16 protein-coding genes are annotated in these 20521 nt (G+C 36.1%); all 16 read right to left on the reverse strand.

Translation table 11 applies throughout. The features are described from left to right. Positions 1-11 precede the first annotated feature (11 nt). Positions 12-1007, reverse strand: a complete 996-nt coding sequence (locus AC1DU2_RS00620) for a hypothetical protein (RefSeq protein WP_477364764.1) — start codon at positions 1005-1007, stop codon at positions 12-14. 3 nt (positions 1008-1010) lie between these two features. Beyond that, positions 1011-2243, reverse strand: a complete 1233-nt coding sequence (locus AC1DU2_RS00625; protein ID WP_477382332.1) for an MBOAT family O-acyltransferase — start codon at positions 2241-2243, stop codon at positions 1011-1013. Between the two features lie 270 nt (positions 2244-2513). Then, positions 2514-3392 carry a glycosyltransferase family 2 protein gene (locus AC1DU2_RS00630; RefSeq protein WP_477382333.1) on the reverse strand — a complete coding sequence of 293 codons (879 nt, stop codon included), beginning with the start codon at positions 3390-3392 and terminating at the stop codon, positions 2514-2516. Between the two features lie 19 nt (positions 3393-3411). Further along, positions 3412-4662 (reverse strand): hypothetical protein, encoded by a 1251-nt coding sequence (locus AC1DU2_RS00635; RefSeq protein WP_477382334.1) that lies wholly within the window; start codon positions 4660-4662, stop codon positions 3412-3414. A gap of 145 nt (positions 4663-4807) precedes the next feature. Beyond that, the gene (locus tag AC1DU2_RS00640) at positions 4808-5674 is read right to left on the reverse strand and encodes a glycosyltransferase family 2 protein (protein WP_477382336.1); all 867 of its coding nucleotides are present in this window, start codon (positions 5672-5674) and stop codon (positions 4808-4810) included. After that, positions 5656-7008, reverse strand: coding sequence for a lipopolysaccharide biosynthesis protein (locus AC1DU2_RS00645; RefSeq protein WP_477382337.1), 1353 nt, complete (start codon positions 7006-7008; stop codon positions 5656-5658). Before AC1DU2_RS00645 ends, AC1DU2_RS00640 begins: the two co-directional genes overlap by 19 nt. Then, positions 6995-8020 (reverse strand): NAD-dependent epimerase/dehydratase family protein, encoded by a 1026-nt coding sequence (locus AC1DU2_RS00650; protein ID WP_477364745.1) that lies wholly within the window; start codon positions 8018-8020, stop codon positions 6995-6997. Before AC1DU2_RS00650 ends, AC1DU2_RS00645 begins: the two co-directional genes overlap by 14 nt. Positions 8021-8043: 23 nt before the next feature. Next, the gene (locus tag AC1DU2_RS00655; protein WP_477364742.1) at positions 8044-8886 is read right to left on the reverse strand and encodes an NAD-dependent epimerase/dehydratase family protein; all 843 of its coding nucleotides are present in this window, start codon (positions 8884-8886) and stop codon (positions 8044-8046) included. Between the two features lie 26 nt (positions 8887-8912). Further along, positions 8913-10214 (reverse strand): lipopolysaccharide biosynthesis protein RfbH, encoded by a 1302-nt coding sequence (gene rfbH, locus AC1DU2_RS00660; RefSeq protein WP_477364739.1) that lies wholly within the window; start codon positions 10212-10214, stop codon positions 8913-8915. A gap of 78 nt (positions 10215-10292) precedes the next feature. Beyond that, a complete protein-coding gene (gene rfbG / locus AC1DU2_RS00665) occupies positions 10293-11384 on the reverse strand; it encodes a CDP-glucose 4,6-dehydratase (RefSeq protein WP_477364736.1) in 1092 nt (363 codons plus the stop codon). A gap of 1 nt (position 11385) precedes the next feature. Next, entirely contained in the window at positions 11386-12156 is a 771-nt protein-coding gene (rfbF, locus tag AC1DU2_RS00670) for a glucose-1-phosphate cytidylyltransferase (protein WP_477364733.1), read from the reverse strand. 117 nt (positions 12157-12273) lie between these two features. Continuing rightward, positions 12274-13317: a ferredoxin--NADP reductase gene (locus AC1DU2_RS00675; RefSeq protein ID WP_477364730.1), complete on the reverse strand. Its 1044-nt coding sequence runs from the start codon at positions 13315-13317 to the stop codon at positions 12274-12276. Between the two features lie 121 nt (positions 13318-13438). Beyond that, positions 13439-15829, reverse strand: coding sequence for a GumC family protein (locus AC1DU2_RS00680; protein WP_477382338.1), 2391 nt, complete (start codon positions 15827-15829; stop codon positions 13439-13441). Between the two features lie 5 nt (positions 15830-15834). Then, on the reverse strand, positions 15835-16653 hold the full coding sequence (locus AC1DU2_RS00685) for a polysaccharide biosynthesis/export family protein (protein WP_477382339.1): 819 nt from the start codon (positions 16651-16653) through the stop codon (positions 15835-15837). Positions 16654-16815: 162 nt separating this feature from the next. After that, on the reverse strand, positions 16816-17130 hold the full coding sequence (locus tag AC1DU2_RS00690) for a DUF3467 domain-containing protein (protein ID WP_439699180.1): 315 nt from the start codon (positions 17128-17130) through the stop codon (positions 16816-16818). Between the two features lie 670 nt (positions 17131-17800). Further along, positions 17801-19876, reverse strand: coding sequence for a right-handed parallel beta-helix repeat-containing protein (locus AC1DU2_RS00695; RefSeq protein ID WP_477382341.1), 2076 nt, complete (start codon positions 19874-19876; stop codon positions 17801-17803). Between the last annotated feature and the right edge of the window lie 645 nt (positions 19877-20521).

Below are 20521 nucleotides of genomic sequence, written 5' to 3' on the forward strand. Positions count from 1 at the left end.
TAATAATATATTTAACGAGCGACTCTTAAATCAGGATAATCACTCATTTTAATTGTTGCTTTATTGCGTAATATTTTATTAAAAAGTTTTGTAAATGACTCGCCGCCCCGTTCATTCAAATGATCTGCGTTATAAAACCATTTTATATCATTGGCAATTGGCTGATAAGTTGAGAAATTATAATACTCGGCGCCTGTTTCTTTACAAATTTGCTGCATAAATTTTTCTGTTTCTTTTATATCCCCCTGCGGATAAAGTCGCGTATACTCCTTATAATAAGGTGGGGTAAAAAACACGCACGCTATATTTTTAGATTTTAAAAATGAAGCTATTTGTTTAAGATAGTTCACATACTCATCTCTGATGTGCGGATTATATTCCAGTGCAATAGTCTTATCTTTACTGTGATCATATGCTTGTATCGAAGCCGACTCTAAAATGTGAATAGAATCTAACGCTGTTTTCTTTTGGTCACTCTCTGTAAATTCTTTATTCCCCTGAACGAGGTTCTTAAATTCCTCGAAGCCATAGTCGGCGTGCATAAACGCAAACATTTTTCCAAAAAACATATTGTTATAATCTTTCGGCGAAACCAACTTATAAGAGGGAATGGATGCGTATATCGCCTTACGTGCATCATTTAAATTGCCGTTCGACAACGCCTCGTTATCAAAATACAAAGAAGAATAAGAAATACAAATCAATACTTCTTTTAAATTGGTGAGCTTAGGCAAAAAATAATTCAAACTGTAGTTAATTGAAGCTATATCTTCTCCTCCTAAAGATAAATTTTGCCCCTTATAATCCCAATGATCGTAATGTAACGCAAAACCGTGCGACCTTCCAAAGGTTAATGATTGGAGGGTATCTTTTTCGGCCATAATATCAGTCACCCATTTACGTTGGACAACTATGGCTTTTGATGGGAATACAATATTCAGTACCTGGCATATGCCAAATATTACTAATAAGTAAATAACAGTTTTTATTAATATTTTATTTCCCATGAATTAAAATTGAAAATATATAAACTCATTGATCCCAAATTTACCAAACCATAGTACAACAAAGGTTATAACTATATAGAAACTCCATCTTACCACTGTCGGCCGGCTCAATATAAATTTTGGCAGCCCATCCTTTCGGAAGATGAAATTAACTGTTATAAATAACAGAATAAAGAATACCGCTAAGAAGAAATCATAAAACTTTAAGCCTATCAATCCCTCGGAACCTCCTTGCGTAAATAATGCTATCGAATCGTGTTTAATGTCCTTAAACGCAAGTATTTTTCCAAATATTTTTATGGCATCACCTATGTTATTGGCCCTAAAAAACGTCCACGCTATTACAACAACTACGTAAGTAACAAACCACCTGCAGATATTAGCGAACRTAATACCACTTGTAATATTTCTTATTTTATCTCCATATATAAACCGTTCTATTACCAGCATCGCCCCATGTATAGCGCCCCACACTAAAAAGGTATAATTTGCACCATGCCATAAACCACTCACCACAAACACCAGCATAGTATTGAATATCCATTTTGATTTTGACACTTTATTACCTCCAAGTGGTATATATAGATAATCTCTGAACCATGTTGATAACGATATGTGCCATCTTCGCCAAAATTCCGTAATAGTTTTCGAGAAGTAGGGTTGCTTAAAGTTTACAATCAGATCGATACCAAATAGCTTTGATACACCTAAAGCAATATCAGAATAACCGGAAAAGTCACAATATATTTGGTATGTAAAAAAGACAGTGGCAATAATCAATGACAATGTAGATGCGTTATCAACGTGATTATACACATGGTTTACCGCGATTGCCAAACGATCTGCTATAACCATCTTTTTAAATAATCCCCAAAAAATCAGCACAAATCCCTTTCTGAAATTACTATAATCATAGTTTTTCAATTCCTGCAATTGAGGCAACAGGTTTTCCGAACGTGCGATAGGGCCCGCTACCAATTGAGGAAAAAACGAGACGAACAACAAGAACCTAAAGATGTTGCGTTCCGCCTTTATCCGGCCGTTATAAACATCAATAACATAGCTAATGGAGTGGAAAGTATAAAACGAAATACCCACCGGAAGCAACAAATGCAATACATTTAGTTGATAATTTCCGTGAAACGCAGACGCCAAATCCTCGAAGGCTTTAATAACAAAATTAAAATACTTAAAAACAAATAAAATACCAAAGTTGACCGTTAAGCTTAAGGCCATAAACAATTTGCGATAATTTGCATATTTGGTATTTGTTATTAGCCGGGCTACAACAAAACAAGAGGCAGAGGTAAAAAATATTAAACCCAGGTACATCCAATCCCAACATGCGTAAAAAAAGTAGCTGGCTGCAAGTAAAAAATACAACCTCCCTTTTTGATTAAGAAGTGGATAAATAATTAATACCAGTAATAAGAAAAAAATAAATTCAATAGAATTAAAAAGCATACAAATTAATTTTTAAACATACTATCAAAAATGTTCTAAATTTTACCACAACCTTAATCTTGAAACAAAACCGCCAAGGTGAATAAACATACGGCACACAAAAAAGAAATGATGCTGCACCGGGTTATTCTTTGATAGTATCTTTCCATAATAATAACGATACTTCCAATAAGCCGAACTTCTGAAATCAAAGAACTTGTCTTTAATATCATTAAGTGAATATTTCTCTTTAATATCGATTGAAGCTGTAGTACCTGTATATTCCATAACTATGGCCCTAGATGTAACCAATAACTTATAGCCCGCATTTTTTGCCCTTAGCGGTAATTCCGTGTCGCCGCGGTGTTTGAAATGTTCATAATCAAAAAGTCCGGTTGCTTTAAATACTTCCACAGGTATATATATTCCTCGGCCAATTAAATCAAATGATTCAATTAGTAATTCCTCCTTAAACGAGGAAAGCTTTGCTCCACGATGATAATATTTTGAATAAGCAAACCATGGGTGAGTCGTTTTTCCGGCATATGTTATCGTATCACCATCAGCAACGTCAACCGTTGCAGAACCAATCAGCGCTTTTGGGTTTTCTTTGGCTACTGTTACTAAATTTGCAATCCAATCACTTTTAAAACTCACATCGTCATTTTGCAAAATTATCGCCTCAATTGCAGGGTAGTTTTTTAATACATAATCAATTCCCAAATTTACCGATCCTGTCCACCACAGATTGCCATCACCTTTTAAACAAATCACTTCCGGAAAATCGTTACTCAATATTTCTCCGGTACCGTCAGACGATCCATCATCAACTACTATAGTTAGTTCGGGTTTAACGGTTTGAGTTCTTAACAATTTCAAACACTCAATTAATAAATGCTTCCTGTTGAAGGTAGGTATAACAATAGCTATTGGTAATTTCATGATCAAATATTATATAGTGTTAAAAAGATAAAGAGTTATTAGCCCCTTTAACATCACCTTCAAACGATGGCTCTTCAATTTCTGAAGGTTTGGTGGTTCCCTTTTTTGTTAATTCCAACTTATCGCGAACCATATAGATACCACAAAATATCAATATAGTATTGTAATAATCGCTTATCCAGGGCCTTTGATACCAGCAGAGCAACAACCCCAGGATAGCCAAAATTGAATTAAAAGGATTGAGTACCTTACGTATCAGCTTGTAATAAATAACAACAAGTAACAGTACTCCACCTATCCCGTATTCATATATGTATACTTTATATGAAGCAATAGCCGCCTTACGCTCTTCAAGTGCAAATTCGCTCCCCATACCATTTCCTATAGCTAATTGGGGTGTTTGCACGTATTTATCATAATGGGCATTAAACACTTCCTGGGTTCGCTGTTCACCTATTAAATCCTGTGCATTGGTTATCCTCGAATAAATTAGGGTATTAAAAACCTCCGTGTTACTAAGGGCTATAACAACAATTAAAACGGTAACCACTGTAATCAACATCCTTTTTACACTGGTAATTTTCATCATAAAAAACATGATAAAAGACCCAATGTAAAAGAAAAGCGAAAATGATAAAAGACCAGCCAATAATATTATCTTATTACGCCACGGCTTAAAATCGTACCTCAAAAACAATAACAAATAAAAGCACACCGTTCCAACCACTCCAGCTTCATCAAAAATAAACCTGAACCTTGGTATTGCATCTACATCTTGAACCGCTTCCACAAAAAAACCAAAATTTCTGTATTCCTGCACAAGTACCAGGTTTCTGCTTGGGATGATAAAAAATGGCAACTTTATTACATAATGAACCAGGTACAATATAATTCCAGGTACCAGTAAAGTACTAAATAGCTTTACAAACTTTTGAAAAACTTCCGTTTTAACATCATCGTCTTCATGTTGCAAAAAAGTAACAAACGCTATAGATGTTATCAGGGCCGCTTTAAATGATATAATTTCATACGTACGCGGAATAAGCATATATATGATAAGCAAAAAGGGCAAAACGGTGTACTTCCGCCTTTTTAAAGTGGTAAAACATACTATGAACATGTAGAATAAACCAATAACCGGGAACAAGTTATTAAGATCCCACACTATCCAGGGCTGCACGGATAAAAAGCACAAGGATACCAACAAGAAAACCCTTAATGATCTCAACTTGTTTACCCCCCCTACATGCGAACTTTTAATCGTACTCATTAATAACCGTAATTAATAACCATTCTTAGTTTTTTGTTAACCTTTCGAACCCAATTGCTGCTGCTGTTCGTTACTTTTATATTCTGTTTTTAAGAAGCCTGCATTCATGAAGCTTAGCGACGATTTCATTAACTACAGGTAAAAGTTATCGTATCAAAAAATAAACATCTTTTATTTTTTCTACATTGAATTTATGCCTTTTAATAAGGTAGTATATATACCTTGTACCCAAAACTGCTTTATAAAACCAAGTAAAAGTTCGATATGAATTTAAAAAAAAGGCTGTTGCATACAAATATGGCATTATCAGGTCTTCATTCCTGGTAATTGAGTCATCTCCACCCGAAAAATGACAGTTTGTATTATGTACATATCCTACATTTTTATAGCGCGCTGCTGTTAGCAAAAATAGCAGTACGTCATTGCCGCCGCCAGTACGGGGATAATTTATACCTAAAGGATTTGGTATATGATATAGCAATGACTTCTGGATATCAGTTTTCCTGAATATAGCACAACCTGGCGATACAGGGACGTTGCCTTTACTACGTATATACCTGTAAATAAAATGCTTTGATGGAAAAACTTTATTTTCACCAAAATTATCGTATTTGGGAACTACCTCACCAAATTGATGAAGCATTGTCTTTGAAAAAACCAAGCCAACGTCGGCATTATTTTCAAGATACCCTATTGTTTTTTCAATATAATCATCATCAAACCAATCATCAGAGAATAGAATCTTCACGTATTCCCCTGTTGATTGCTTGATACATTCCATCCAATTTCCCACCGGGCCAAGGTTTTCGGCATTTCGGAATATTTTTACGCGAGGATCTTTTCCGGCATATTCGCCCAGCACTTTCCAGGTATTGTCAGTACTACAATTATCAATGACAATTACTTCAATATTTTTATACGTTTGGCTAAGCGAACAATCAATCGCCTTGCCAACCAGGGTCTCCCTATTATATACAGGAATCAATATACTAACTAAGCTACCGCTACCCATTTGTTAATTATTTTAAAAGATTTGATAGATCCTGCAACGCCAAATATAGAAAGTGAAATCGCCATAGAAAGCACCACCCCTTCGGGACCAAAATGTAAATACCTAACTAAAAATATTGACAATGGGATATGAATTATCGAAGCTATAATCGAGGTTATTACCTGTATTCTGATTAGGCCTGTTCCGTTCAGAAAATATGAATAAGTATTGTTCCATACTTGTATCATAGCATAAAACGAGAAGATGACTAGCATTCTGTTACTTATTACCACTCTTTTATTTGTCCACAAAGCAATGACTGCAGGTGCTGCCAAAAACATAATTAATATCACAAACGCAACAAATATCATTAGGTAGTTAAGTTTTCTTATAGTGCGTTGTATCCACTTATAATCTTTGGTTGCCATAGCATGAGTAAATGCAGACCACATTGGTGTTACAACAATGCCCCAAACCATTATGATGACACTAAAATATTTATAGGCTATATTATAAGGTGTAACAGATGCTGGTGAAAACAGTTGTGCTATAATGATATTGCTGGTTTGAAAAATGATGATCACAGCAATTTGTACCATGAAAAATTTTAAACCTAAGCCCAAAAGGCTTTTTGAGTAACTAAAATCAACGTATTTAAGTCCAGGGCGTAAAAACCTATACTTTTTGCTAAACAGGATGATGCTTGCTATCAGAAATACTAAAGCTGGTATTGACATGATAGCAATACCAAAGTTCAACAATGAAGTTTTGCCTAATACAGCCAAAAAAAGAATAGCTACCAATCCCAAAACACTCCCGGAAACCTCCAATAAACTACTAAAGGCAGGGCGTTGGCTGGCCAGCAAAATCACATCAATTACCTGTAATACAAACTTTAAACAAAAAAGAAATATTACAATAACCGCCAGTTTAGATAGCTCACTCTGAAAAGATGTTTGAGTATTTAAAATTGAGGGCCAGTAAAGCCAATGATTTATAATAAAAAATAAAAAAGCAATGCTTGCACTAATAATTACCAACAATGCGTAAGTAGTACTTACCAGCTTCCGAGCCACAAGCTTTTCATCATTGGCTAAGGCAGTTGCAAGATTGTTCCTCAAGCCGTTTCCTAAACCAACGTCAAATAACGAAAACCAGGCAACTATCGATGTTAAGGTAATCCATATTCCGTACCGTGTTGTGTCCAGATATTTGATGGTAGCAGGAACGTATAATAAGGATGCGCCAATATTTAATCCTTTCAAAAAAAATGAAATGACAATATTCTTCTTAACATTAATAGATCTGTCTGACCCTTTTGTTAAAAAATTAGTTATTGGTTTAAATATTCGCACTTTTCAGCCAGTTAATAGTTTCTAAGACACCTGTTCTTTTGTCAACAAGCGCTTTCCATTTTGCAAGTCGTGTAATTTTAGTATTATCGGCAATGAAAACTTTTTGATCACTTTCTCTCCATGGCAATTGTTTGTAAATCATTTTAATATCAAGCAATTCTTCAAGCAGGTCAAATAGTTCAAGCAACGATAAACTATTTTCCACACCACCGCCTATGTTAAATGCCTGCCCTTTGGTTTTTTCTATATTTTCAAATGCGGCAAAATATAAACGAACTACATCATCAGCATGTAAAACATCACGTACTTGTTTACCAGTTCCACTTATGGTAAACGGTTCTTTAAGTTTGCCGCTCTTTATTTCCAGCGCATTTTTTATGAACCAACTTACCCAACCCTGGTCATTTGAGGGATGTTGGTTGCCACCGTACATCGAAGAATGTCTAAACACTACCGTTTGCAAGCCAAAAATCCTGTTATAATCGATCAGGTATTGATCAGCAGCGCCTTTTGAGCAACCATAAGGTGAATGGAACGAAAGTGGGGACTGCTCATCAAAGCCGTTTGGAAACTCCTTACATTGGTAGCGGGTTTCGGTTTCCTCAAACGTCAAATCAGCAAAATCTCCGTATACTTTATTTGATGAAGAATATAAAACAGCAGTATTTGGCGAATATTTTCTTACCGACTCCAAAACGTTATGTGACCCCATAACATTTACCTCAAAGTCCATGCGCGGGTTTTGGATAGAGGTAGTCATAGCTACCTGCCCCGCCAGGTGAAAAATAACATCTGGTTTTATATCTTTAATTACTGTTTCAACATCATTTAAGTTTCTGATATCTCTATGATAAAACTCAAATGCGCCGCGTTCTTGTAGCCATGCAAGATTTTGGGTACTTCCCAAACGGTAAAGACTATCAAAAACAAAAAGTTCCTCGCCTCGTTTTAATACTTCAGCGGCTAAATTACTACCTATAAAACCGCAGCCTCCCGTTATTAAGTATTTCATATGTACCCTTTAAATTATGTATATTAAATTGTCTTTTTTAATCCTTCTGTAAGCGTTGTTTTGGCCTGCCAACCAAGCGCCACAAGGCCCGAGTTATCAGTGGTTGATATCATAAGTTCATTTTCACGATAAGGAACTGCACCAAAATTCAATAATGTCGAGCTGTTTGTGAGCTTTTTAAGCTCATTAAGCAGTTCTTTAATAGCTACAACTTTACCCGAGCCTACCTGAAAATTATTGTAAGCATTAGCTAAACTATCAATCTTATTTACCATCAGTTCGTAGGCATCAACCGTATCATCAAAGTAGATAAAATCTCTTTTTTGCTCACCTTTAGTTAAATCGATATGACTTTCGTTGTTCTTAAGCCTTCCGATCATCATCGTAATAAAATTAGTATTGTCGCAGCCTGGTCCATAAAAGTGCTCAAGCTGTAAATTAATTACTTTGATCTGATTGCTCCTGAAATAGAGCCAATCGGCAAACTGACATTTCGTTAGCGAATATAAATTGACAAAACGATCTAAAACTGTATCAGAATTAATAAAGGCTTTAACTCCATTTTTAATTGCCATATCTAACAACCTCAACGGAAATTGAAAATTTGTTTGGGATATTTCGTCTACAGTTTGATTGTTACGGCCATACGACGTAGCCGTGTGAATGACAACATCAACCTTGTGCTTTTCAAACAGTTCCTTGATGCCGGCCTCGTCAGATTTATATATCTCAAAGTTATTACCCTTGATTCTGTGCAGGTTTTCAGGATTGCGTACAAGGCCCAGAATAGTATGATTTATTGAGAGCCTCTTAGCCACGTTACTACCCAGAAAACCATTAATACCTGTGATCAAAATTGTATACATAGCAATATCTATTGAGGCCCGATCAGTTATTTTAAATAATCAGTTATAGTATCAAGCATATAATCATAGTGACTTTCATTTAAACCGGGCCATACGCCTAACCAAAATGATTGATTCATAATGATATCTGTATTTTTCAGATCCCCGATTGTCCGATGCTGAACGTTTGCGTAGGCAGGCTGACGTAATAAATTACCGGCAAACAATAAACGCGTTCCTATCTTCTTCTCTTCTAAATGCTGTACCAGCATGTGCCTGTCGGCGGCGTCACCCTCCCTCAGCGTCAATAAAAACCCAAACCACGATGGATCGCTATTTGGTGTTGCCTCTGGTAAAATAAACACATCTTCTAACTGCTTCATGCGCTCATAAAGTGCTTTATAGTTTTCGCGCCTGCGTTGTACAAAATGATCAACTTTTTTAAGTTGCGATACCCCAAATGCCGCCTGCATATCTGTAACTTTTAAATTAAATCCGATATGCGAGTAGGTGTATTTGTGATCGTAACCATAAGGCAGGCTACCCAACTGCTGGCCAAAACGGCATCCGCATGTATTGTCTTTTCCTGGCTCACAATAACAATCGCGTCCCCAATCGCGGAAGCTTTCAGCCAACTTAATCAATTCGGGGTTGTTAACAATCACTGCTCCTCCTTCGCCCATAGTGATATGGTGGGCTGGATAAAACGAGAATGTTGAGATATCGCCATAGGTGCCTGTTTTTTTACCCCTATAGGTAGCGCCAAGCGAATCGCAATCATCTTCAACCACCCACAGTTTATATTTCTTAGCAACTCTCATCACCTCATCTAAATCAAAAGGGTTACCTAATGAATGAGCAATCATAATCGCTTTTGTTTTTGGAGAAACAGCAGCTTCAATCTGATCTGACAGCACATTGTGCGTAGCGATATCTACATCTACAAACACTGGTATAGCGCCAAACTGAACCATTGGGTTTACTGTTGTAGGAAAACCAGCAGCGACAGTTATCACCTCATCGCCCGGTTTAATTGCCCGATCTCCAAGTTTTGGAGATGTAAGCGCATAAAATGCAACGAGATTTGCTGACGAACCCGAGTTAACCAGTAATGCCTTAGGGGCGTTGAAATAGGCCGCAAAGTCCCTTTCAAACTCGTTCGCAAAACGCCCTGTTGTTAACCATCCATCAAGTGCAGCTTCAACACCTAATAAAATATCATCTTCATCAAGAACTTTACCTGTTACCGGAATATAATTTTCACCAGCAATAATAGTTTTTGTGGTTTGAGTTTTTGCGATTGCCCTCAGGCTCTTTTCCAGATCGGGCGCGTTAATGTGTTTTAGCATGCTATTACTAATGACTTGTTTTTCAAATATTAATATACTATTCAAGATGCAGCAGTGTATACCGCTTTACCTATACGTTTAGCTATGATCAGCAGCTTCAATAAAATCGGTAATCTGCTTTTCGGTAAAAGCGATAATATCCGCTGAAGCGTTATAGTAGTACTTGTACCATTCAATGCTTTTTCCAATAGCATCAATGGCTTCATATTGCGGCTTCCACTTTAATTGATTTACCGCTTTGCTGATATCCAATTTTAAAAGCCCTGCTTCGTGCGGTTGCTTATCTGCATTTAGCAACTCGAATTCACCAGTACCCCATGAAGCAATAGCTAACTCTACCATTTTATGAACAGGCAAAGCGTCACTCAACCCCGGTCCAAAATTGTACGCTTCTGAGTATTCTATCGGGTCAGCTACCAGTTTACTACCAAGCAACAGGTAACCTACTATAGGTTCAAGCACGTGTTGCCAGGGTCTTACTGCGTTTGGGTTACGGATAATGACTTTCTCGTTTTTTGCAAGGGCTTTAACGATATCCGGGATCAGCCTGTCTTTGGCCCAGTCTCCGCCACCAATTACATTACCTGCGCGTGCAACTGCAATAGCTTTACCATGATCATTATATACAGCCTTGTTAAAAAAAGAATTCCGGTATGAATCAATTACCAATTCCGCACAGGCCTTGCTTGCACTATAAGGATCATACCCGCCTAAACGATCAGTTTCACGGTATGGGTGAACCCACTCCCTGTTATGATATACTTTATCCGTAGTTATCAAAACTACCTGACAAGTTTTTTCCAAAGTTCTTACTCCATCAAGTACGTTGGCTGTACCTATTACATTGACATCAAAAGTTTCAGACGGAATGCTGTAGGATAACCGCACCAGTGGTTGTGCTGCCAAATGAAAAATAAAATCTGGTTGAAAACTACTGATAGATGCAATCAGTTTTTCTCTCTCACGCAAGTCTGCTATTACAGAATCACAAATTTCATCTCCTTTGATTAAATTATACAAATCAAAATCGTTTTCAGGAGCCAACGCATAACCTTTTACGTCAGCACCCAACATAGATAGTATTTTCAACATCCAAGCGCCCTTAAAACCGGTGTGCCCTGTTAAAAAAACTTTTTTTCCTTTATATATTTTTTCTAATTCTTTAAACATATTACCAAATTTTCCATTTAGCCTTATTCTGTACCCAATCTTCCTCTAACTCCTGCTTATCCCTTAGCGTATCCATTGGCTTCCAAAAACCACTATGTTTGTAGGCAACCATCTGACCATCTGCAGCAATCTTTTCCATCGGCTCACGCTCCCATAAAGTACTGTCGCCAGCTATATATTTGAAAACATCAGGCTCACAAACAAAAAATCCACCGTTTATCCAGGCACCATCGCCTTTGGGTTTTTCCATAAAAGAGTGCACGTTATTATGATCATCAATATTAAGCGCACCAAACCGTCCAGATGGTTGTACCGAGGTTACTGTACAAAACTTTCCACCGCGTTCATGGCACTCCAAAAGTTCCTTAATATTTACATCACTAACGCCATCACCATAAGTTAACATAAATCTTTCATTGCCGATGTGTGGTGCTATCCTTTTAATACGACCACCTGTCATTGATTCATTACCTGTATCAACCAAAGTAATTTTCCATGGTTCAGCTTGCGAGTCATGAACTTTAACAGAGTTATTTGTCAAATCAATTGTTACATCTGATTTGTGCATGAAGTAATTGGCAAAATACTCCTTAATTACGTACCCTTTATAACCCAGGCAAATAATAAAATCGTTAAAGCCATAAGAAGAATAAATCTTCATGATATGCCACAAAATGGGCATTCCTCCAATTTCGACCATTGGTTTTGGTCTTAATACCGTTTCCTCAGATAAACGAGTGCCTAAACCTCCGGCGAGTAATACTACTTTCATACGTTTTAAAATAGATGAATGATGTTAACTAAATATATATGTTCCTTAATATTTATACTTTATTTCATGTTAGCCGGCTTCTGGGCTAACCCTATAACACAAGTATCTTTTCTGGTATTAATCAACCGCTATACAAACATCATCAGTTAACGGATAAGTACAGCATAATAAGTACTCGTTAACTTTAAGGTCGGCCGGCCTCTTATCCAGGCCAATCATTTTAACCTCGCCACTAGTTACCTGGCCCTTACATACAGAGCAATTTCCCGTTTGGCAGGAATAGGATAACTCCAACGAAGAATCAAGCCCTGCTTCTAAAATACTTCGTCCTTTAACAACTTCTACTTTATGAGTTTGTTGATCCTTAAAGATCTGGATGAATCGGGTATTGATATCCTCAAAATCTTTAGGGTTCTTAACTAACTCAAAATCTTCTGTAAAAATCTGTGATTCGTCGGCACCCAAATCTTTCAACGACGCTTTAACGGATTCCTTTAAACCAACTGGCCCGCATATGTAATGAATTGAATTTTCAATATCACCAGTTGCTTTCATCACTGACAGTACTTTTGACGGATTTATTCTGCCTTGCACCAGGTAAGGATTTTGGTCACTAACGGAAAGCTGCGTATGAAAATGCCATATCGAAAGCTTGTTTGGGTAAGCATCATGCAAGCGTCTAATAGCGTCTAAAAATATAACAGTTTCATAATTTCTGTTACCGTAAACCAAAGTAATTCCGGGTGCATCCTCCAATGACAATGCATATTTAATAATTGACATAAGCGGCGTTATGCCACTTCCGGCACCCCAAAGCACTATATTCTTTACATTAGGAAACAATATCCGGTCGTAAACAAAATCGCCAAGAGGGGGCATAACCTCTATAATATCATCAATTTTTATAGTGTCATGGATGTGGTTTGATACTATCCCACCAGGTACTCTCTTTATGGTCACTTCCAACAAAGCATCAACAACAGGAGCTGATGAAAATGAATATGGCCTAATATATCTCCGCCCGTTAATCCTGAAAATGAGTGTCAAATATTGCCCTGGCAAATACTTAATTTTTTTTAAACCAGGCTGCTTAAAACAAAGCGTAACGGTATCACCAGTTTCCTGCCTGATCTCCATAACTCTCAATGTGTAAGTAAGCATATTAAGTCCCGTTTTAATTATTAATTATTGTATTTTCAATATCACACAAAGTGATAAGCTTATCCCGTTATATTCTATATCTAACTTAAGGATGGCTGCGAATATTTAATTACTCCGCTTATTATTTCTTAAATAAATTTTTAAACCACGCTGTTTTTGATTTCTGAACATCAACCGAATATCCGTACCCATAACCGTAACCGTATCCATACCCATAACCGTATCCGCCTCCGTAGTAGCCAGCCTTCTTTGATTTAATATCATTGATAACCAAATATGGCCTTCTTATTTTACCAGTTACCTTGAGATCGTTTATAATTCCAATTTGTGATTTAAAGGTGTAGTTTTGTCGCACAACATACAGTACCACATCTGCAAATTTCTCTATCAATAATGCATCAGACACCAAACCAACCGGTGGAGTATCGATAATTATAAAATCAAACTGTTTTTTTAATGTTGCAATCAATACGTCCAACTTTTGGTTTAATATCAACTCAGAAGGGTTAGGAGGAATTGGACCCGACGATATAATAAAGCAATTTTCATGAAAAAAAGTAGGCCTGATAATGCTCTCCGGCGAGTTGCTTTCAGAAACAATGTAGTTAGTAAAACCATTGGAATTATCCATCCCGATATTTGCCGAAAGCTTTGGTTTTCGCAAATCTAATTCGATAAACACAACTTTCTTTCCGGTTATGGCTAAAGCAGTACCTAAATTTAATGATATAAAAGATTTTCCTTCACCACTCATACTTGAAGTAAGAACCAATACCTGTGATTCACCACTTTTTAACAAATATTGAAGGTTGGTACGCAAGCCTCTAAACTGTTCAGAAATTATAGACCGTGAATTGGAATCTACAACCAGATTGTTTTGATCTACATTGTTTCCAATTTCACCAACGATTGGAATGTCGGTTTCACGTTCAACATTTTGTTTTGTTATGATCCTAATATTCAAGCTATCCTTGATAAACAGATATGCTGCAGGTAACAAAAGCCCTAATAATGCTCCAACCGTAAATATAAATCCCTTATTTGGTTTATAAGGCTTAATTGCACTCTTAGCCCTATCTATTATTCTTGTAGTTGAAAAGGTAGAGGTCTTCGAAATCGCTGTTTCCTCTCTTTTCTGCATCAGGTATAGGTACAACTCCTGTTTTAAGTTTTGCTGACGCGAATAATCTAAAAATATACGTTCAGTAGCAGGAGCACCTTTTATTTTACTATTGAAATCATTATTACGAACATTTAATTGGCTCCGTGTTACTTGTAAGCCTTTTTTATAGGCAGCAAAGCTTTTAAGCAAATTTCCGCGTATCCCTTCAATCTGACTATCAATATTAACTATGATGGGGTTGCTTTCCTTAAAAGAAATAGTCTGCTTGCTGCGCTCCAGTAGTAACTCATTGTATTTTTCGATGGCACCGGCAAACAGCGGATCGGGCACGGTTAAAGTGCTCGGAATTATTGTCCTGTTGCCAGGATTTTGAATGTATTTTTCTAGATCTTGTATAATAGTTAGCTGAATATCTGCATCGGTTAACTTACTGTTCAAATCTTTGGCACTTTGCACCAATGCCTTTGATTGCTCATCAACATCAGCCAAGCTATTTTCCTTTTTAAAGTCTTCTAATTTTTTTTCAACGCCTGAAAGATCTCTGCCAACTCCTACCAAACGATTATCAATAAAAACCAGTGTACTATCCAGTATGCGAATTTTATTGTTCAGATTATCCAGCATATATTGATCAATAAGGTGCTGCATAATTGCTTCGCCCTTTTTTGAATTGGGATAATTAAAGGTTAAATTAATAGTTGTACTTTGTTTATCTGACAGGGTCGCGTCAAATTTCTCGCCAAGTTCTTCCACCTTAGTTTCGGGTGCCTGAACTAATATAACATACTGTGAGCCGGGTATTAAAGGCTTCAAATTGTTTTTAAATACAATATTGTATTGATCGAGTTTTATAAGGGTACCAAATGTGCCATTTACATCAACATTTGCTTTACTGTTTTTTAATCTAAAATGATGCGCATCTAATACATCGAGGACATATCTTGCATCTTCAATGGTATCAGTTGAGTTATCTAATACAATATCAAAAGGAGTTTCATCGAACAATTCAACAGATTTTATCGTTCCCTTTTTAAAGACAGTAACGTTCAACTGTAGTTGATGAACAACTGCTGTCATTAAAGATCTTGATTTTAGTATTTCAAGCTCATTTTGAGCATTACTCGGCAAATCAAAAATACTTGAGAAATCAACAATCGAATTTAAGGCAGATGAAGTTGGGTTCTTCTTATCATCATCAACCAATAATTTACCGTCAATTATATAGTCTGGTGTTGAGTAACGTATAAATAAAAAGGCAAGCCCTAAGCAAAGGATGACTCCCAAAACAAAAAGATACCAATTTGATAAAACACTACCTATTATTTCTTTAAAATCAAAGCTTTCCTCTTCCTTATTAGACTTTCCCATTTGTGTGTTATGGTTGCTCATTTAATCTATTTTAACCTGGTTAATAAAACAATCAATACTGATAATGCCGAACTGATTATAGTAATATTGCGCGTTTGGGCAATATCATTTGCGGCCACTTTTGATTTGGAAGGCTCTACATAAATAATATCATTTTGCTTCAGATAAAAATAGGGCGATTTCATAATATTGGAATTATTCAAGTTAAAACGATATGCCAGCTTATGACCATCAGCTTCTTCTCTGATCAATAGCACGTTTTCCCTTTTACCATAAATGGTGATATCACCAGCCATGGATAAAGCATCAAATAAACTTACTTTTTCATTTGGAACAACGTAGGTAGAAGGACGCCCTACTTCGCCCGTTACACTAATTTTAAAGTTTGCAAACCGTACGCTTACGGTAGGATCATTAAAAAAGGTAGCAGCTTTAGCCTGAATTACATCTTTCGCTTCACTTGTTGTTAAGCCGGCCAACTTTAATTTGCCCAAAACCGGTAATTCAACATTTCCATTTTTATCAATTAAATAGCCAGCAATAATTTGCTGAGGGGTGACAGCTGGATTTACATTAAGTGAACCATTAGCTGACCCGGGAATATTTCCCATATTAATTACCTGACTAGCAAGAGGATCAACTGTAACAACCGTAATTGTCAAAATATCATCCGGTTGTATCTTGGGCGCCACGAATGAAGTAGCCGGAATCTCTGTTACCTTAGCTGTGTCTGGAATATCTTGAAAATATTTAATGTTTTTTGAAGAAGAACAAGAAGTAATTAAAAGAAACAAAAAATATAGCGAAATACAGGGGTAAAGTTTTTTCAGGTAGGGTTTTTTCATAAAAATGTAATTATTTGAGCTTAGTTAAGCTTTAAATAACGGCTGCAATATAGCCACTATTTTTTTAAAAATAAAACTGTTTATTGACTTTTTTTCAATGTTAAAGCAAAAATATAATTTTTTCGCTAATCAAAGCACCTTTTTAATATTAATAATTTAAAATTAGGCCTGTCCCATGGTCCCGCCAAAATTCATGGTAAAGCCAGAATGATCCTGCTGAATTTTGATTCTACCATTTGCTGCCTCGTATCTTTCAATATTATTTTCAAGTGCCGACAAAAGCCGTTTAGCGTGTTCAGGCGTTAAAATTATCCTTGTTTTTACCTTCGCTTTGGGGACACCCGGCATAACACGAATGAAATCAAGTACGAATTCAGCGCTTGAATGAGAAATAATGGCCAGGTTTGAATATATGCCTTCTGCAATTTCTTCTGAAAGCTCGATATTCAATTGATCCTCGTTTTGTTCATTGTTCATAAAATGTAAGGTAATAGCTGTCTAGTAATTTGATTATCGATTAACACTTTAATTTTTTAATTAAAGCAGGTCATTCATTTAGAAATGACTAAACAAAAGAAAGCATATAAAGTTTTAAAAAAGAAAATATATTGGCAAAACAGTAAGATTTTTGCCAAAAAATGCCGGGAGGGCAAAAACGAAATGGCATACTCTACCTAACCTGGCGAGAATAAGATGAGTTCAAGTGAAGCAAATATTAAAAAAAGCGCCATAATGCGGTTTGGTTAATAAATAGCTGACAATAAATTTGTTAACAACTATCAAAGCCAGTTGCAAAGTATTTATAGCGCTATCTTACAACAACGCTGTATAAATAGCGCTATAAACTCTTTGCAGATGGCTACCTGGAAAACGGTTGGCCGTGTGTAATGATCGGGATGGAACAATCCCTATATACATTTCCTTTATGTTTGAGGGGTTATTTTTCCGGTCTGCGGCTGGTAGATACGTAGCTTCAGGTCACCCTCCCCGAAAACACAGGTGATATGACACGAGCAAACCAACTCCTCCTTTGTTCATAACTTAAAAACCTTGCTAAATCTTTTGAAACAGCTGCTTGTCACGGTTTATCTCACTGATTCCCATCATGTGATAAATAGAAAGAAAGACCTCTCGCTCTGCTGGAAATCTATTTTTTTCTTAAGATCACCGAGCAAAATGGTTTCAAGGTAATAGCATTAGTATACTTGATGTTATTTGTGTCGAAGTAAGTTCCATTTAGAACAATTACCTTGGTAAGTTTTGTGTCGTTATATTTTAAAATAAATGAGTCATCTGAGGTTTGGTCATCTGTATCATTACTATGACTAAGTTTCCACTGAGTTATATTTAACGTTTTGGGCAATTTGTTCTGTGCCGCCAAATTAATACCCTTACCCAACTTTGAGTGTATATACTTATTGTTGTTAAATGAACCCATCTTTTCAATTTCAACATTATCGATGGCCCTAAAATCGCCAATAACCTGCGATGTGTCATTTGAAGCCAATATATTATTTGATATTAGGTTATTTTCAACAACACTTTTAACAAAATTGCTGCTATGAGCCATGAACAATTGCACATGATTATTATAAATAACATTATTTGAAACATCTATTTTTTTGGCGTTATGTATAAATAAGCCGCTGCCATTGTTATTAAACAGTGTATTATCTTTGATCTGTATATTTGAAGCATTATCATCAATATAGATACCGTTGGCGGTCCATGGCATTGTACTTTGAGATTGATATCTTCCATGATCAGTTCCATTCCTGGCTTCCATGCCATATGAAATTATATTTCCCAAAATCTTCCTGCCTGTATATTCAGGATTATTTGGCCCGGTCCATATATATATGCCTCCACCATCGTCTTTATTAATGGCGAAATGGTCGATAATATTGTTTTTTATGGTTATTGAATCCCCATTAAAATTAACAGGCAGGTAACCTGTATTGCTTATTCTATTATAAGCTATCAGATTATTGCTGCCAAATTTTATAATTGCGCTTGTATTATTGGCATTGCAGATGTTTATTGCATTGTAGGTACTTTCGCCGCTTTTTCCCATTCCTGGAATTAATCCGGTATTTATAATAGTATTGTTAGTAATAGACGTATGTGAACATGTTGGGCATGTGAAAGCATTATTTAATGTTTCGGCAATTTTTCCGCTGTCTATAATGAAGCCGTCTACATTTGCTGCAGTGATGGCATTACCTCCTGAATAAAGAATATTGCATCCCTTTAAAATTATGCCATTTGCACGGTTGACTATCACCGCACTTTCATTAGCTCCCTCAATTACAATATTTTCAATAGTGATATTTTTCGAATCATTAAGCGTAACCAAGGTGTCAATAGTACTGGCCTTTACAACAAGGCCATTAGGTCCGGCAGATCCAAAGTACATAAGCATTTTTTTTGTAGATGGATTAAAATACCATTCTCCCATCATATCAAGAGTAGAGGGATGATTTTGAATAAAATAGCCAAATTTGTCTGTTGCATCATAATGCGAACCCGATTTATAACTTATAGTATTGCCACTGTGATTTGTTATTGGGCTACGATCAATAATCCAATGATTTTTTCGTATTACAACTTCGCCACCTGTAAAATTTGCCGGAGCATTAAGATTTTTATCCGTAATGCTTGTATTTCCTACGTGTGAATCAATGGTAAGATACCCGCTATTGTTAGCATTGGCATTGGGATATCTTCCTATTGGTTGTACCTTATTGTTAAGCGTAACCATATTAATCCCCACTTTACATGACGAACAATCAGCTTCCCAAACCCCTCCCCCCTTTGCTATCCAACCTTTTAATTCTATCAAGCCAGAAATAAGCGGCATAGCACCATTACCGTATGAGCTAATCAAAATTGGACTTTCAGCTGAACCCGAAAAAGAAGGGGTTAAGCGCTCATGCCACGTTCCTCCTCTTTTTAACAAAATCCGGTCTCCGGGTTTCAAAGCAAAAGAATTAACCTTCGCTATAGTTTTCCATGCTGCACCTGGCGACGAACCATTGTTTGAGTCGTTACCGGCCGGATCTATATAATAAGTATTCCCGCTACCACCCAATTCATAACTAATCTTGTTCAAGTTTAATTCAAAACCAGAGCAGATTATAAAAATCATTAAAATCAAATAGTAAATTAAACCCTGGCCTATTCTGTTATTTACAACTTTGTTAAACACGTTTGAATTTTTCATAATAATATTTGTTTGATGCTGCATACACTTCGCCATCTTCCTAAATTGAAATAAGCTATTGATCTGAACGGATAATAATTAATAAGCAGGTATCAAACAATTTACTATTCAGACACGTCAACAGTCCTTAAACAAGAAACAGCTTAAATAGTTTATTATTGCGTTGATATAAATCTTAATTTATCACTATTAAATTGGGCGAAGAATTAATGCATTGTTTTCCCATTGCACACATCTGGCTACGATATGTTCATATTATATTCCCTAAACGAACAATATCGAAAATAAAAGCAGGTTTTGGATATTCTTCGTACTTTTTATAGCCCCTCTTTTAAACATTCATTAACGATTTATATTAGTTGGCTTATTAATTGTATGTAAATAAAATTCAGGGTGTTGCCCTATTTGGGTCGGTACCCCTATTATTTCATTTTTCGGATATCACGATCGACTCAAACTAAAACATACATAACCGGTATGTTCAAAACAGCAAAATGGGATCACAAATGTTGGCACATCTATGCAGGATTTTAATGTCGAAAATGAGATTATCAAGAACATGGGTAATTATTAATGCGAATATTTAAGTGAACTTTATATCAACATTATCATTCAATTATTAGTCATAAAACAAAGAGACCGCAT

The sequence above is a fragment of the Mucilaginibacter sp. P4_C11 genome, assembly GCF_056402115.1.

Coding starts and splice junctions, on each gene's coding strand:
- AC1DU2_RS00640 (WP_477382336.1), bottom strand. CDS start 5,674: ATGGGTAGCGGTAGCTTAGTTAGTATATTGATTCCTGTATATAATAGG.
- AC1DU2_RS00685 (WP_477382339.1), bottom strand. CDS start 16,653: ATGAAAAAACCCTACCTGAAAAAACTTTACCCCTGTATTTCGCTATAT.
- rfbG (WP_477364736.1), bottom strand. CDS start 11,384: ATGTTTAAAGAATTAGAAAAAATATATAAAGGAAAAAAAGTTTTTTTA.
- AC1DU2_RS00635 (WP_477382334.1), bottom strand. CDS start 4,662: ATGAGTACGATTAAAAGTTCGCATGTAGGGGGGGTAAACAAGTTGAGA.
- AC1DU2_RS00620 (WP_477364764.1), bottom strand. CDS start 1,007: ATGGGAAATAAAATATTAATAAAAACTGTTATTTACTTATTAGTAATA.
- AC1DU2_RS00655 (WP_477364742.1), bottom strand. CDS start 8,886: ATGTATACAATTTTGATCACAGGTATTAATGGTTTTCTGGGTAGTAAC.
- AC1DU2_RS00630 (WP_477382333.1), bottom strand. CDS start 3,392: ATGAAATTACCAATAGCTATTGTTATACCTACCTTCAACAGGAAGCAT.
- AC1DU2_RS00695 (WP_477382341.1), bottom strand. CDS start 19,876: ATGAAAAATTCAAACGTGTTTAACAAAGTTGTAAATAACAGAATAGGC.
- AC1DU2_RS00675 (WP_477364730.1), bottom strand. CDS start 13,317: ATGCTTACTTACACATTGAGAGTTATGGAGATCAGGCAGGAAACTGGT.
- AC1DU2_RS00690 (WP_439699180.1), bottom strand. CDS start 17,130: ATGAACAATGAACAAAACGAGGATCAATTGAATATCGAGCTTTCAGAA.
- AC1DU2_RS00680 (WP_477382338.1), bottom strand. CDS start 15,829: ATGAGCAACCATAACACACAAATGGGAAAGTCTAATAAGGAAGAGGAA.
- rfbF (WP_477364733.1), bottom strand. CDS start 12,156: ATGAAAGTAGTATTACTCGCCGGAGGTTTAGGCACTCGTTTATCTGAG.
- AC1DU2_RS00650 (WP_477364745.1), bottom strand. CDS start 8,020: ATGAAATACTTAATAACGGGAGGCTGCGGTTTTATAGGTAGTAATTTA.
- rfbH (WP_477364739.1), bottom strand. CDS start 10,214: ATGCTAAAACACATTAACGCGCCCGATCTGGAAAAGAGCCTGAGGGCA.